This window comes from Bacillus sp. EB106-04-02-XG92 (assembly GCF_058791995.1).
The window spans coordinates 442,982-456,135 of sequence record NZ_JBYTEA010000003.1 but is presented as its reverse complement, the minus strand read 5'-3'; the positions used below and the strand labels follow the sequence as shown (position 1 = coordinate 456,135).

14 protein-coding genes are annotated in these 13,154 nt (G+C 35.2%); 8 read left to right on the top strand and 6 right to left on the bottom strand.

Going from position 1 to position 13,154, the window contains the following annotated elements:
• Together AC3WVA_RS11315 and AC3WVA_RS11310 are read left to right on the top strand one after the other, a co-directional pair.
• The coding region (locus tag AC3WVA_RS11315; protein WP_492321912.1) for a Gly-Xaa-Xaa repeat protein at positions 1–846 on the top strand (846 nt) is incomplete at its 5' end.
• A gap of 194 nt (positions 847–1,040) precedes the next feature.
• The gene (locus tag AC3WVA_RS11310) at positions 1,041–1,469 is read left to right on the top strand and encodes a hypothetical protein (protein WP_048526953.1); all 429 of its coding nucleotides are present in this window, start codon (positions 1,041–1,043) and stop codon (positions 1,467–1,469) included.
• A 95-nt stretch (positions 1,470–1,564) separates the two neighbouring features.
• Here the strand turns inward: AC3WVA_RS11310 and AC3WVA_RS11305 are convergent, their stop codons facing one another.
• The gene (locus tag AC3WVA_RS11305; protein WP_071757519.1) at positions 1,565–3,607 is read right to left on the bottom strand and encodes a transglycosylase domain-containing protein; all 2,043 of its coding nucleotides are present in this window, start codon (positions 3,605–3,607) and stop codon (positions 1,565–1,567) included.
• Between the two features lie 312 nt (positions 3,608–3,919).
• Here AC3WVA_RS11305 and AC3WVA_RS11300 point away from each other — a divergent pair, with 312 nt between their 5' ends.
• The 3 genes from AC3WVA_RS11300 to AC3WVA_RS11290 all read left to right on the top strand — a co-directional run bounded on the left by AC3WVA_RS11300 (position 3,920) and on the right by AC3WVA_RS11290 (position 6,468).
• Positions 3,920–4,540, top strand: coding sequence for a DUF47 domain-containing protein (locus tag AC3WVA_RS11300; RefSeq protein ID WP_000231448.1), 621 nt, complete (start codon positions 3,920–3,922; stop codon positions 4,538–4,540).
• Positions 4,541–4,551: 11 nt separating this feature from the next.
• Positions 4,552–5,550: an inorganic phosphate transporter gene (locus tag AC3WVA_RS11295; RefSeq protein ID WP_048526948.1), complete on the top strand. Its 999-nt coding sequence runs from the start codon at positions 4,552–4,554 to the stop codon at positions 5,548–5,550.
• A 117-nt stretch (positions 5,551–5,667) separates the two neighbouring features.
• Positions 5,668–6,468, top strand: coding sequence for a sulfite exporter TauE/SafE family protein (locus AC3WVA_RS11290; protein WP_048526946.1), 801 nt, complete (start codon positions 5,668–5,670; stop codon positions 6,466–6,468).
• A 294-nt stretch (positions 6,469–6,762) separates the two neighbouring features.
• Here AC3WVA_RS11290 and AC3WVA_RS11285 read toward each other — a convergent pair whose 3' ends face one another.
• The gene (locus AC3WVA_RS11285) at positions 6,763–6,990 is read right to left on the bottom strand and encodes a hypothetical protein (protein ID WP_000882907.1); all 228 of its coding nucleotides are present in this window, start codon (positions 6,988–6,990) and stop codon (positions 6,763–6,765) included.
• 169 nt (positions 6,991–7,159) lie between these two features.
• Here AC3WVA_RS11285 and AC3WVA_RS11280 point away from each other — a divergent pair, with 169 nt between their 5' ends.
• Positions 7,160–7,672, top strand: a complete 513-nt coding sequence (locus AC3WVA_RS11280) for a Crp/Fnr family transcriptional regulator (protein ID WP_492321911.1) — start codon at positions 7,160–7,162, stop codon at positions 7,670–7,672.
• 33 nt (positions 7,673–7,705) lie between these two features.
• Here AC3WVA_RS11280 and hmpA read toward each other — a convergent pair whose 3' ends face one another.
• The 3 genes from hmpA to AC3WVA_RS11265 all read right to left on the bottom strand — a co-directional run bounded on the left by hmpA (position 7,706) and on the right by AC3WVA_RS11265 (position 10,808).
• Positions 7,706–8,914: an NO-inducible flavohemoprotein gene (hmpA, locus tag AC3WVA_RS11275; protein WP_098881652.1), complete on the bottom strand. Its 1,209-nt coding sequence runs from the start codon at positions 8,912–8,914 to the stop codon at positions 7,706–7,708.
• 160 nt (positions 8,915–9,074) lie between these two features.
• Positions 9,075–9,596, bottom strand: a complete 522-nt coding sequence (locus AC3WVA_RS11270) for a hypothetical protein (RefSeq protein ID WP_098881651.1) — start codon at positions 9,594–9,596, stop codon at positions 9,075–9,077.
• A 114-nt stretch (positions 9,597–9,710) separates the two neighbouring features.
• Positions 9,711–10,808 (bottom strand): site-2 protease family protein, encoded by a 1,098-nt coding sequence (locus tag AC3WVA_RS11265; RefSeq protein ID WP_492321910.1) that lies wholly within the window; start codon positions 10,806–10,808, stop codon positions 9,711–9,713.
• Between the two features lie 147 nt (positions 10,809–10,955).
• Here AC3WVA_RS11265 and AC3WVA_RS11260 point away from each other — a divergent pair, with 147 nt between their 5' ends.
• Positions 10,956–11,153 carry a hypothetical protein gene (locus AC3WVA_RS11260; protein WP_098347284.1) on the top strand — a complete coding sequence of 66 codons (198 nt, stop codon included), beginning with the start codon at positions 10,956–10,958 and terminating at the stop codon, positions 11,151–11,153.
• Between the two features lie 259 nt (positions 11,154–11,412).
• On the opposite strand, the gene AC3WVA_RS11255 is transcribed toward AC3WVA_RS11260, so the two are convergent.
• Entirely contained in the window at positions 11,413–12,264 is an 852-nt protein-coding gene (locus tag AC3WVA_RS11255; RefSeq protein ID WP_141539560.1) for a YhfM domain-containing protein, read from the bottom strand.
• Between the two features lie 108 nt (positions 12,265–12,372).
• On the opposite strand from AC3WVA_RS11255, the gene AC3WVA_RS11250 reads away from it, so the two are divergent.
• A complete protein-coding gene (locus AC3WVA_RS11250; RefSeq protein ID WP_492321909.1) occupies positions 12,373–13,149 on the top strand; it encodes a class I SAM-dependent methyltransferase in 777 nt (258 codons plus the stop codon).
• The last annotated feature ends 5 nt before the right edge of the window (positions 13,150–13,154 follow it).

Sequence of the window (13,154 nt, the reverse complement as noted above, 5' to 3'; positions counted from 1 at the left end):
CAAGGACCAGCTGGCGCTCAAGGTGCTACTGGACCTCAAGGACCGGCTGGCGCAACAGGTGCTACTGGTGCTCAAGGTGCTACTGGACCTCAAGGACCGGCGGGTGCTCAAGGTGCTACTGGACCTCAAGGACCGGCTGGCGCAACAGGTGCTACTGGTGCTCAAGGACCAGCTGGCGCTCAAGGTGCTACTGGTGCTCAAGGACCGGCTGGCGCAACAGGTGCTACTGGTGCTCAAGGACCAGCTGGCGCAACAGGTGCTACTGGTGCTCAAGGTGCTACTGGACCTCAAGGACCAGCTGGCGCAACAGGTGCTACTGGTGCTCAAGGGCCGGCTGGCGCAACAGGTGCTACTGGTGCTCAAGGACCGGCTGGCGCAACAGGTGCTACTGGTGCTCAAGGTGCTACTGGACCTCAAGGACCAGCTGGCGCAACAGGAGCAGCGGGTACTCCAATTCCTGTAACTACAGCTGTCTTAGGTAACACAAATGCGCAAACAGTATCACCAGGAAGCAATATACAATTCAATGAAACATTCGAATTAACAAACATCTCCTTTAACGGCTCTGATACTCTAACTGTTTTAGAAACTGGTGTATACGATATTAACTTCTCCGCGTCTACAACCTTCCCAGGCTCTTCACCATTTGGTTTCGGTCTTTCATTTAACGGCCAACCACCTACTCGTAATTTCTCAACTAACGTTATCGGTAGTGCGGTTTCTTTCTCAACGATTATTACTTTAACAGCTGGCACAACAATCTCTGTACAACCTACAGCAAACACTATCTCTATTCCAAACACAGGTGAAACCACTGCAGTACTAACTGTCTTCCGAATTTACTAATTTTTGCCGAATAATCATATTTATAGTGATATGTTTAATTGACTGTGCATTAAATCTCTCTTTATATAGAAAGGAGCACTTATTTGGGAGGATAAGTGCTCCTTCTTTACGTTTCTTTACCTCAAATTTACTTTATCTTAATCCTCATTTTGTATGATAAATAGTGAAGTCTACGATATGAAAGAGGGATGAAAATGAGAGTTATGTCACTAATACGCATTTGGTTTGCTCTTATGGTATGCATTATTTTATGTGTAGGATTTTTTTTAACTCTAAAATATTCCACTGTATCAAAAGCAGAGAGAAAAACTGTTCCATACAAACTTTTGTATACGAAACAAAGCAACATCCCTTATTCTAATTCCACAAATAATGAAAAAAAAGTTATAAAAGGAATGCTTATTACAAAAGCTTCTAGTTCCGAAGCGTTACTTCAAATTGCTGAAACGATTAAAGATCAGTATACAAATAAAGAAATCGATGAAATTACACTTTCTATCCACAATGAGAATAACGGTAATTACGAAGAAGAATTACCTTATGAACCTATTAGTAAAGGCAAAATAATCGTCACATACGATTCCGAATCCTACGGCAGTACGAACATTATACTTAACGAGTAATAACTAGTAAGGATATATGGAAATATCTACTATTTAAAGTTTCATTTTGTTTTTCATACGAAAAAGAGGCGAATTTCGTTATTCGCCTCTTTCTTTTACCAAAATGAAGGAATCCATTCTTTCACTTTATCAATCCACTCTTGTTGCTCTTTTTTTCTTTGTTGTTCTTCTTCTTTCCTTCTCTTCTCTTCTTCTTTTCTTCGTTTTTCCTCTTCTATTGTAGTCAATTGTTTTTTATAATCAGCCTCAGATATGAGCGATAACTGGAATGCTTTTTGAGCTGGATTGGCATTCGCTTTTCTCATAATATCCCGGAACATTGTCGTCGTAATTTGACTCCCGCCTGGAACATAATGATCACTATCTGTTTTATCATATCCTACCCAAATGGCACCTACTAAATCTGGTGTGTATCCAACAAACCATGAATCCTTTGCACCAGTGCTTGGTCCATTTACAATTTGAGTAGTTCCTGTCTTACCGGCCGTATCAACATTATTAACTTTCGCCTTTTCGCCCGTCCCCTTTTCGACAACACCTTTTAATAAATATGTCATCTTTTGAGAAATTTTCTCGCTTGTCACTCGTGTCTCTTTCTTATACCACTTTCCAATCGTTTCACCTTCCGCATTTTGTATCTCTCTAATCGCATGAGCTTCCACTTGAACACCGTCATTTGCAAATGTACTATACGCTTGAGCCATTACAAATGGGGATGTTCCTACATGCATACCGCCTAAAGCGATTGGATACGTACGATCTTCTGGCACTAATGGAATACCAAATCGCTCTAAAGATTTCAATCCTTTATCTAATCCAATCTGTTCCAATAGCCAAACAGCCGAAACATTGTACGACTTTGCCACAGCTTCATACATTGTCACATCACCGTGAAAAGTATGATCGCTATTTTGTGGTTTATATTCTTTAATATTAAATGGTTCATCTTTCAATATATCGTATACTTCATACCCTTGCTCTAAAGCGGGTACATATACAGCTAAAGGCTTTAACGTTGAGCCAGGTTGTCTTTTTAATTGGGTTGCATGATTAAACTGTAAAAACTGATACGGTCCTCTACCTCCAACTAAAGCTGGTACACCACCTGTTTTGGGATTCATAAGAACTACACCCGTTTGCATAAGTTGGTCTGAGCCATTATCTTTGAAATAACTATCATTATTCACAACGTCTTCTACAGCCTGTTGTTTTTTCGGATCAAGCTCTGTATAAATACGATAACCACCCGCTAAAATTTCATTTTGTGTTAATTCGTACTTATCCATCGCTTCTCTAACAATATAGTCTACATATTGAGAGTATTTCCCCTTGTATTTATCATCCACACCACGTTTTAATACAAGACCGCTCTCTTTTTCTTTATTATACTGTTCGTCAGAAATATACCCTTGCTCTTTCATTAAACTTAATACGACATTACGTCTTTCAATTGACTTATTAAAGTTTTTATAAGGTGAATATGCAGATGGTGCTTTAATTAACCCTGCAATCGTTGCAGCTTCTGAAATTGTTAAATCTTTTACCTCTTTATCAAAATAAGATTTAGCTGCCCTTTTTATCCCCCAAGCACCTTCACCAAAATAAATTTGGTTCATATACATTTCAATAATTTCATCTTTCGTATACGTACGCTCTATTTTTTTTGTTAAAAAATATTCCTTTATTTTTCGAGAGTATGTGCGGTCTTGTGTTAGAAATACATTTTTCGCAAGTTGTTGTGTAATTGTACTTCCCCCTGCTACAACTTCTCCTGCTGTAATATTTTTAAAAACTGCACTTATAATTCCACTATAGTAAATACCGTGATGATTAAAAAATTCCTTATCTTCTACTGCAACAATTGCCTGAACCATAATATCAGGAATATCTTTCTTTTTAACACCTTCTGTTTTAGAAGAAGCTAATTTAGTCGCAACTTCATTATTTGCATCATAAATTAAGGTCGGTTGCGGAACAGCTTGTTTTAATTCAGATATGTCTTGAATGGAAATTATTATATTTATAGCAATGAATAGAGTAGCAAGTAAACTTCCTAATACAATTAATGAATTACGAAGTTTCTTTCTCTTATTGAACCACTCCTGCATTTTTTTTAAGTGAGTGTTCTTCAATTTCATTCGTTCACTTCCTTCGTTTGTTTACACTCTTCTTTTCAAAAGGAAGAATATACCTCCTTTTAAATTTATTATAATAGCGTAGTCTTTCCTGTAGTGTAAAGCTTTTCTTTCACATTCATACTTTTTGCAAGAAAAGGACATTCTACAAGTAAGATATTCAATATTGATTATTAGTATTATTAATACAACAATAAGAGTTATGTTAAGTTTTTGTAAACTTTTCGATAAAATGTTTTAAAAAACGACAGTTTTTTGTTAGAATTGACTAGCCAATATATTTTACATATATTACTTTTGTGGGGGTAACTAATAATGGTCTTTAAATCAAAAAAAGATAAATTTTCTGAAATGTTAATGAATGTTTCCGAAAATTTAAAAGAAGGCGCGCAGTTTTTCGTGGAGTATAAAATTAAAAATGCTAGCGATTTAAAAGAGTTTTCTATGCGCATGAAAGAGTATGAGTCAAAAGGTGACTCATTTATTCACGAAATCATTATGGAGCTAAACAAAGCGTTTATTACTCCTATTGAACGTGAGGACATCCTACAACTTGCAATGAGTATGGATGATGTATTAGACGGATTAGATCATAGTGCTGGTCTATTCGAAATGTATTCTATTACAGAAGCTGATGAATACATGATTAAATTTGTAGAAGCAATTAATCAATGTGCGATTGAAATTGCAAACTCTGTTGAATTAATGTCTAACAAAAAATTAGTCGACATTCGTACAAATGCGATTAAGATTAAGGATTACGAATCACAATGTGATGATATTCGCCGTCATGCGATTAAACACTTATTCTCTCGTGAAAAAGATCCGATTAAAATTATTCAATACAAAGAGATTTACGAAGAGCTTGAAGAAGTAGCGGATAGCTGCCAAAGCGTTGCAAACGTACTAGAAACAATTATTATGAAGAACGCGTAAGGAGTTTGATCATGGATACACTCTTGATACTGACCGTTTTAGTAGTCATTTGCGCTTTAGCTTTTGACTTTATCAATGGATTTCACGATACAGCAAACGCTATTGCAACGGCTGTTTCAACGAAAGCTCTAAAGCCTAGACATGCAATTGTTATGGCAGCTATTATGAACTTTTTAGGTGCAATGACATTTACAGGTGTAGCAAAAACGATTACAAAAGATATCGTTGATCCATTCGCTTTACCAAATGGTTCTCTTGTAATTTTAGCTGCTTTACTTGCGGCAATAGCATGGAATTTGATTACTTGGTACTACGGTATTCCAAGTAGTTCTTCGCATGCAATTATTGGCTCGATCGCAGGTGCAGCTATCGCTGCTGCTGGTTTTAGTTCATTAAACTTTAAAGGTTTCATAAAAATTCTTGAAGCTTTAATCATTTCACCGATTATCGCTTTTGTTATCGGTTATACCGTATACAGTATTTTTAAAGTCGTCTTTAAAAACTTCAATTTAACGAAGACTAACAAAAACTTCCGTATATTCCAGATTTTCACTGCTGCATTACAAGCTTATACACACGGTACAAATGATGCGCAAAAAGCAATGGGAATCATCACGATGGCTCTTATGGCTAATAGCTACCATACTTCTAGCGACATCCCGTTCTGGGTACAATTATCTTGTGCGATTGCAATGGGTCTTGGTACTTCTGTCGGTGGATGGAAAATTATTAAAACTGTCGGTGGACAAATTATGAAAATTCGTCCTGTAAATGGTGTAGCTGCCGATTTATCATCATCTCTTGTTATTTTCGGGGCAACATTCATTCACTTACCAGTTAGTACGACGCACGTTATCTCTTCTTCTATTTTAGGAGTTGGTGCTTCTCATCGTGTAAAAGGTGTAAAATGGGGAACTGCAAAACGCATGTTAATTACTTGGGTTATTACACTTCCTATTTCAGCTTCATTAGCTGCGTTATTTTACTACTTATTACACTTAATCTTTTAATCAAAAGTCGTCTTCCTTATTTTTCTAGGAAGACGACTTTTTTGTGAACAAGCCTATTTCTTATTAAAAAGCGTGTATAATAATTGATGGATAAGTTATATAGAGGAGTTGGCAATTTTGGAATACATCATGTTACTTTTCATCGGATTAATCGCCGGGACCGTCGGGAGCCTAGTTGGGCTTGGGGGCGGAATTATTATCGTTCCGTTATTAATTGGATTACACAGTTTATCACCACAACTCGCAGTAGGAACTTCTATGGTAACAGTCGTTTTTACAGGACTGGCTTCCACCCTTACGTATATGAAGCATAAACGGGTGGATTATAAAAGTGGACTTATTTTATTTATCGGGAGTGGCCCTGGTGGTATTATCGGATCATGGGCAAATAAATTTTTAAACCAAGATACATTTTCTTTATATTTTGGGATTTTCCTTATTTTCGTCTCCATTCTTCTTATGCTACGAGACAAATTAAAACCTCTTTCCTTATCAAATATGTCTGTCATTAAGCGGTCTTTTACAGATAACAAAGGAAATACTGTACACTATCAATTCCCACCGTTTCTTGCTATCTTTATCGCCTTTATAGTTGGGTTTATATCTGGATTATTTGGAATTGGTGGCGGTGCCTTACTTGTTCCAGCGATGATGCTTCTTTTTGCATTCCCAGCACATATTGCTGTGGCAACTTCGATGTTTATCGTATTTTTATCAGCAATTGTAAGTTCTGCAACTCACATCTCTCTTGGAAATGTTAGCTGGACTTATGCATTAATTCTTATTCCTGGTGCATGGATTGGCGGAAAAATCGGGGCGTATATTAATACAAAATTAAGCGGTAATGCCGTAATTAATTTATTACGTATCACATTAATAATTCTTGGAACTAGATTAATCATTACTTCTTTTCTATAACGCGTTCTTTTTAGAATGCGTTTTTTCTTATACACATGAATATAAAAATCCTCCTAAGAGAACAAATAAAATTAAACAAACAGATAATAGCATATAATTGGAAATATGTACTTTCTTCACGTTGACCACTCCTATAACTGCGACTGTTATCTTTATGATAGCGAAAAAATAGTTTACTTGCAGTTACAAAGTGCTAACAATGCAAAATCATTTATTACAAATTTTATCCTTATATTTCATTTCCTTGTATATTCTATCGATTTAATAAAAAAAGATGTCATATTGACATCTTTTTTAATGAAGAAGTGACCATCCCATAAAATCCTCATGTACTTGGCACGCCCTCTTATCGTTTCGATCATATAATTCAGCATAACTATCTGTTTCTTCATCATAAGCCATCGTATAAATAATTTGGCCGTCTACTTCAACGGATAACACGACTCCACCCTTCATCTCTTCTACATGAATGATAGCATTCGCCGGAATTCTCATATCCGTCATTTTTATCGCATCTAACAATATACTAAACCCCCTACAGCGTATTCATTGCTAGTACTATTACACACTAAATAGTATACTACTGTAATAGCATATATTTCGTCAATGAAATTGCTGTTTAAAAACATATTGTCTGTATACATATACGCTAAAATAAAAGTAATAGAAATGTTTAAATGGGGGGCTAACATTGATTCTACACAAAGGAGATGTACTATTCCGTCAAGGCGAGGACGGTCCTTTATATTTTATAAAAACAGGTTTATTAAAAGTAGTAAGAATTGAAGAAGATGGAACACCTTTTCTATTCAACATTATCGTTCCAGGAGAAACGATACCTCATCATTCTTTAATTTCACCGAAGGAATATCACGGTACAGCAATCGCTTTAATGAAAACAGAAGTTGAACCTATAAGTAGTAATGAGTGGTACGATCAACTTCAAGCGAACCCTGCATCATATGAAAATATCGCCATGCAATTACAATCAAAATTAAGAATGATGCAGCAGCGTATCGATCAATTGACGACCGTCTCTCCAAAAGAACGTCTTCATCGCTTACAAGAATGGTTCACACTATATTTAGGTGACATTCCTATATATGAAATATTAACGCAAACTGAAATTGGTCAACTCATCGGTATACGCCGTGAAACGGTAAATCGACTATTGCGAGAACAAATAAAAAACGAGGTAAAATAAATACCTCGTTTTTTTTGCTTACTCAAACTACATCTATTGTAAGCTTGCTGCCGGACCGAAAAATTCATAATGAATATGCTCTTGTTTCACTCCTAAATTAGTTAGTGCAGCATTTATATGTTTCATAAATGGTACGGGACCACAGAAATAAAATTCTGCTTCTGTTGTCGGGATAATCATTTGCAACCATTCAGCGTCAATGAAACCTTCTTTATCAAAGTTTTTCATTTCCAGATCTTTTTCAGTCGGTGCCGAATAGCAAGTGTATGCTTTAACTTGTTCGTATTCATTATCTACTGCCTCAACGTGTTCTTTCATTGCATGTGTATTGCTATTTATCGCTGCATGAACAAAACATACATTACGTTTTGAATTTTGTTCAATTAACGTATTTAGCATACTCATCATTGGTGTAATACCTACTCCACCACTAATTAGTACAACTGGTAATGTTGAATCCATATTCAATACGAAATCTCCTGCCGGTGCACTTACTGGTAATATATCGCCCTCTTTTACATGATCATGTAAGTAATTAGATACTTTACCATCTGGTGTATCTACACCTTTTTCTTTCTTTACACTAATACGATAATATTCTTTTCCAGGGGCGTCTGATAAGCTATATTGACGATTATGTGTATATGTTTCACCCTCGATATTTATTTGAACCGTTACATATTGTCCTGGGATGAATGAAGAAACTTTCCCTCCATCTTCAGGTTTCAAATAAAATGACGTAATAACATCGCTTTCCTTCACTTTTTTAACAACTACAAAGTTACGGAAATCCTTCCATCCGCCCTCTTTATGTGCCGCTTCTTCATACATCTCTGCTTCAATGCTAATGAATGCATCAGCGATGACACCGTAAGCTTCTCCCCATGCGTTTAACACTTCATCAGGTGCATCTGCGACCTCTTTAATTGCACGTAGTAAACATGTACCTACAATCGGATAATGCTCTGCTTTAATACCTAAACTTCTATGCTTATGACCAATTTGTTTTACAACCGGAATAATAACTTCTAAATTATCAATATACGTTGCAGCTGCATAAACAGCATTCGCTAACGCTTGTTGTTGTCTTCCCTTTTTCTGATTTGTATGGTTGAAAATATTCAATAACTCCGGATGTTCCGAAAATAAAATTTCATAAAATCTCGTTGTAATTTCAACACCTTTTTCTTGTAATAATGGTACTGTTGACTTTACGATTTCAATTGTTTTTTCACTTAACATTGTATCCCACTCCTCTATTTCCTTAACTGTTTTTAGTTTAACTGAATTGTATAATACAGATTGTGATTTTAATCACTATTAACACGGTGTTTTTGTGAAAAATATATGAACATTGTACTTACAAAAGAAAATAAGCCAACTAGAATTTCTAGCTAGCTTATTATTTAGACTGAATTGCTTGTTCAATTACTCTTATATCTTTCCCACCTCCAAATTCGGTATACCCCCAGATGTTCGTTTCACCTCTATATTTATTTACGATAATATCTAAGTCATGATATACACGATGTGCGTAAATTACATACTCAATCTTTTGAAGTTCCACACCTTTTTTTGCAATTTCATAGCTTCTATTTACATCTCGTTTTATTTTTTCATTCTTTATTTCTGTATGTATATTTTTTAAAGACGATTCTTGTTGTTGAAACCATTTTTTTAATTGGCTCCAGTCCCCTTCTGTATAATTCTCTGCTTTACCATAATTTAAGAAATTATTATAGCTTTCATGTGTCATACGAATAAAATCTAGCACTTTTGTCTCTTCTTGCACATCTTCTTCTATTTGAGCTATCGTATTTACCTTAGCAGGCTTATTCGCATAATGTAACAACACTTTCATAAGACTATAGCTCGCAATGATCATTACGATAATAATCCCGAATACACTTAACAATTTCTTCATATACAGAACTCCTTCTCTATTAAAGATATTACAATGTATGACTATACTTGTAACATTCTCTCGTAGAAATCTAATTCCTGTATAAATCCTTCCTATCATTTCGACAATATTTTTCTATGCATTTCTCGTTGGCAAATGCTCTTGTAAAACTACATATCCTTCATAAGCTGTGTAACCGAGTATAGCCATTAATCCGATATAACAAGCAAATACTGTCCATTTCGTTTTCGTATCCACTTTGTAATAGTTTTCCTGTTGTCTCTTGTCTGCATCCCATTCCTGTAATTTTCTTTCTGACATTTCAAATGCTTCTCTTATATGAATTGTATGTGTTTCTTTTTCATCTTCATATGGGACGTAATCAAGTGGCTCAAACTTTGGTAAAAGATACTCTAACACTTCAAGCTTTTGAAGTTCTCCTGTTTTTAATTCTTTCTCTCGTTCTTTTTGCCTTAATACATTTATTTCATGTTGCATCATATATATATTTCGATGTACTGCACCAGTTTCTTTTAACTCCTCTTCAAGCCTTGCAACATATTCTTTCATTCCATCAATTCTATATCCTAATTCCTTAATTGGCCCATCTCTCTTTATTACTCTATATAATTCCATACAGCCGATAATAACAATAAACCCTCCCAAAATACTTTTAAAGTAAATAGAATAACCGAGCAATACAATAAGGCCCGCTCCCCAAATCTTTGTACTTACAATTGAAATAATTCGCCCACCATCTAATGGAGAAACTGGAATCAAGTTAAAGAAGTTAATCATACTTCCAAGTAGAATAATTAATGCCCAAAATGGCTCTTTCGTTACTATATAAAGTGGAATTGCCGGTAAAAATGACACCAACCCGAAAAGAGGTCCCATAAAGGCGATGTAAGCTTCATCTTTTGCATTTTTCGGCATCTCTTTCATCCCAATAAGAGCACCCATAAATGGAATAAATATTGCTGGCGATGTTGGTATACCTTTTCTTTTCGCAGCCCATAAATGGCCCATTTCATGAATAAATAACAAATAAATGAGCGCTACCCCAAATTTCCAACCATATATAACTGCGTATGCACCAAGTGATAGAAACATACTAAACACCGTTGAAAACTTTGCTAATTTAAAAATTGCAAATACCCACTTTAACTTAGAAAGTAAAAATAGCCCTATTGCAACAATAATTCCCCATAATCCTTTTTTATTATTTTTCATATTCCTCTCCTTTATCTCTCACGAATGAATCCTATTCATCAAAGCTTGTTCTTCCCTCTATTATGACATATTTTTTTCTATTGTTAGAAATAATGTTTATATAATCCATTTTTAGCCAAAAATACAAATGAAAGGAGGTGCATACAAATGAATTTACAATCACTTATAATAGGCGCTCTATCGTTTTTAGCTTCAACTCTTATTTTTTATACCGTTAGTTACGTATTATTATTAGATTTGTTGCCCAATCACTTACTTATTGCTCTTATCATCCTGTCCGCCCTTATGATTTCTTTTCTTATTACACGAAAATCAATGAATGAGCCATCTGCAAAAGCAAAGTAATAGAGAGGGGATTTTCCCCTCTCTATTATCATTTCCTAGAAAAGGTCACATAGACTTTACGAATTGACATTCACCCCGATCTATAAGGGCTAATTGAAGTTTCACCTTATCCCGCTTTAACGGGCAGTAAGACCCCCACCTCAAAATTTAGCGAAAGCAAAGAAGTTAGGTGGGGGGATCAACTGCCCATAAAAGTCCGATTGGTTCAACTAATAATCAGTGGGGGATGAAGACAACCCCCACTGATTAAAGTTTCACTTTATCTTTGTAAATTCATTTTTTCGCCATAATCTTTCACAATTTGAATGATATTTTGAAATACACCTATTTTCTCTTTTTTACTATTTAATATTTTCAAATCATAATTTTCATAATATGTTTCTAATGCCTTTAATTGTGATTCTGAAGCACCTTTTACCTGCACAGTAGCATGTAATTCATACTGTTTATACCCTTCCTTTACCTTTTCACCTAAAATTTCTTCACCCTCTTTTGCTCCAATTAATTTTTGAACTTTTTCCGGATAAATGACTTGCAAATAATACTCTCGTTCCTTCTCTAGCTTGTTGTAAAGTGATTGTGAAATCGTATACCGTACCGTATAATTCACTTTTTGATCTCCTGCTTTAATATGAAACGCAGTAATCTGCAAATCTTTTTTTGTTACTTCCGTTAAAGGACCTACCTGCTTCTCGTCTTCTTTTTGTTCTGAAACATTTGGAAATATAGCCAAAAGCTTTTCCGTATCTTTTTTATTCAGCATATACATAGCTTTCTTATGTTGTATCCAACCTCGTCTGTCTTCTCCTCTTAGCCATGCATAATACGTTTCTTTCTTTCCATCTCTACTAATTTGTATTTCATATTCAGGTTCACCAAAGCTCCCTGTTATTTCTTGTTTCTCCGCTTTATCCATAATGCCTATTACTAACTTCGCTTCTGATTCCTGTAACTTTTTCTCTTTATGTTTTTTTTGTATAACAGTTACCCCTATTGTTTCTTTCACTTCATTCACCGTCTCTTCTACTTTTTCTGTTTCTTTTTTTGGCTCAGTTTGACTACAAGATGCTAGTAACATAGCAAGTACTAACAATACATATTTCCTTTTCAATTTAATCCTCCCTTTACAATAAGAAATCCTTATAATCTTCATACAAAAAACAAAAACATGACACACTATAAAATACGCTATACTAAGCATTGAAAGGAGGTCTTTTTCATGTCTATTAATTTTCACGATGCAAACAATAAATACACATACGCACAGCGAAACGCCCATATTTCTTGGGGAGAAATGATAAAAAGTATTACAAATATACAAAATAAGCAAATAATTGATATCGGCTGTGGTGGCGGAATTTATACGAAAGAACTTGCTCTTATAGGAGCAAAAAGTGTTGTTGGGCTGGATTTTTCCAAAGAAATATTACAAGCTGCAAAAGAAAATTGTAGCGCTTTTTCAAACATTTCATTCATTCACGGCGATGCACATAGCGTCCCCTATCCTAATGATACTTTCGACATTGTTATTTCGCGCGCAGTTATTCATCATTTACACGACATTCCTACATTTCTACGTGAAGCTTTTCGTATATTAAAGAAAAACGGTGTACTTATTGTACAAGACCGGACCATTGAAGATTGCATAATTCCTGGAAGCCCTGAACACATCCGTGGATATTTTTTCTCTATCTTTCCAAAACTCATTGATATTGAATCAAAAAGACGTCCAAAAACCAACACAGTACAACAAGAATTACAAAAATATTTTCTTCACGTATTCCCCGCTCAAACACAATGGGAAGTACGAAAAATACATGATTCCGTAGAGGCATTGCTACAAGATTTATCACCTCGAACAGGTCGATCCATTCTATACGAATTAACAGATTATGAACTTTCTCAACTTCTACAACAAGTACAGACTGCCTTGCAAAACGTATCTCCTATTATCGAAAGAGATCGATGGACAATTTGGAGCGCCATGAAATTGTAAGGAAG

Excerpts from the sequence above, each read along its gene's own strand:
- AC3WVA_RS11310 (WP_048526953.1), top strand. The coding sequence starts at position 1,041 with ATGAGAGTTATGTCACTAATACGCATTTGGTTTGCTCTTATGGTATGC.
- AC3WVA_RS11305 (WP_071757519.1), bottom strand. The coding sequence starts at position 3,607 with ATGAAATTGAAGAACACTCACTTAAAAAAAATGCAGGAGTGGTTCAAT.
- AC3WVA_RS11300 (WP_000231448.1), top strand. The coding sequence starts at position 3,920 with ATGGTCTTTAAATCAAAAAAAGATAAATTTTCTGAAATGTTAATGAAT.
- AC3WVA_RS11295 (WP_048526948.1), top strand. The coding sequence starts at position 4,552 with ATGGATACACTCTTGATACTGACCGTTTTAGTAGTCATTTGCGCTTTA.
- hmpA (WP_098881652.1), bottom strand. The coding sequence starts at position 8,914 with ATGTTAAGTGAAAAAACAATTGAAATCGTAAAGTCAACAGTACCATTA.
- AC3WVA_RS11270 (WP_098881651.1), bottom strand. The coding sequence starts at position 9,596 with ATGAAGAAATTGTTAAGTGTATTCGGGATTATTATCGTAATGATCATT.
- AC3WVA_RS11265 (WP_492321910.1), bottom strand. The coding sequence starts at position 10,808 with ATGAAAAATAATAAAAAAGGATTATGGGGAATTATTGTTGCAATAGGG.
- AC3WVA_RS11260 (WP_098347284.1), top strand. The coding sequence starts at position 10,956 with ATGAATTTACAATCACTTATAATAGGCGCTCTATCGTTTTTAGCTTCA.
- AC3WVA_RS11250 (WP_492321909.1), top strand. The coding sequence starts at position 12,373 with ATGTCTATTAATTTTCACGATGCAAACAATAAATACACATACGCACAG.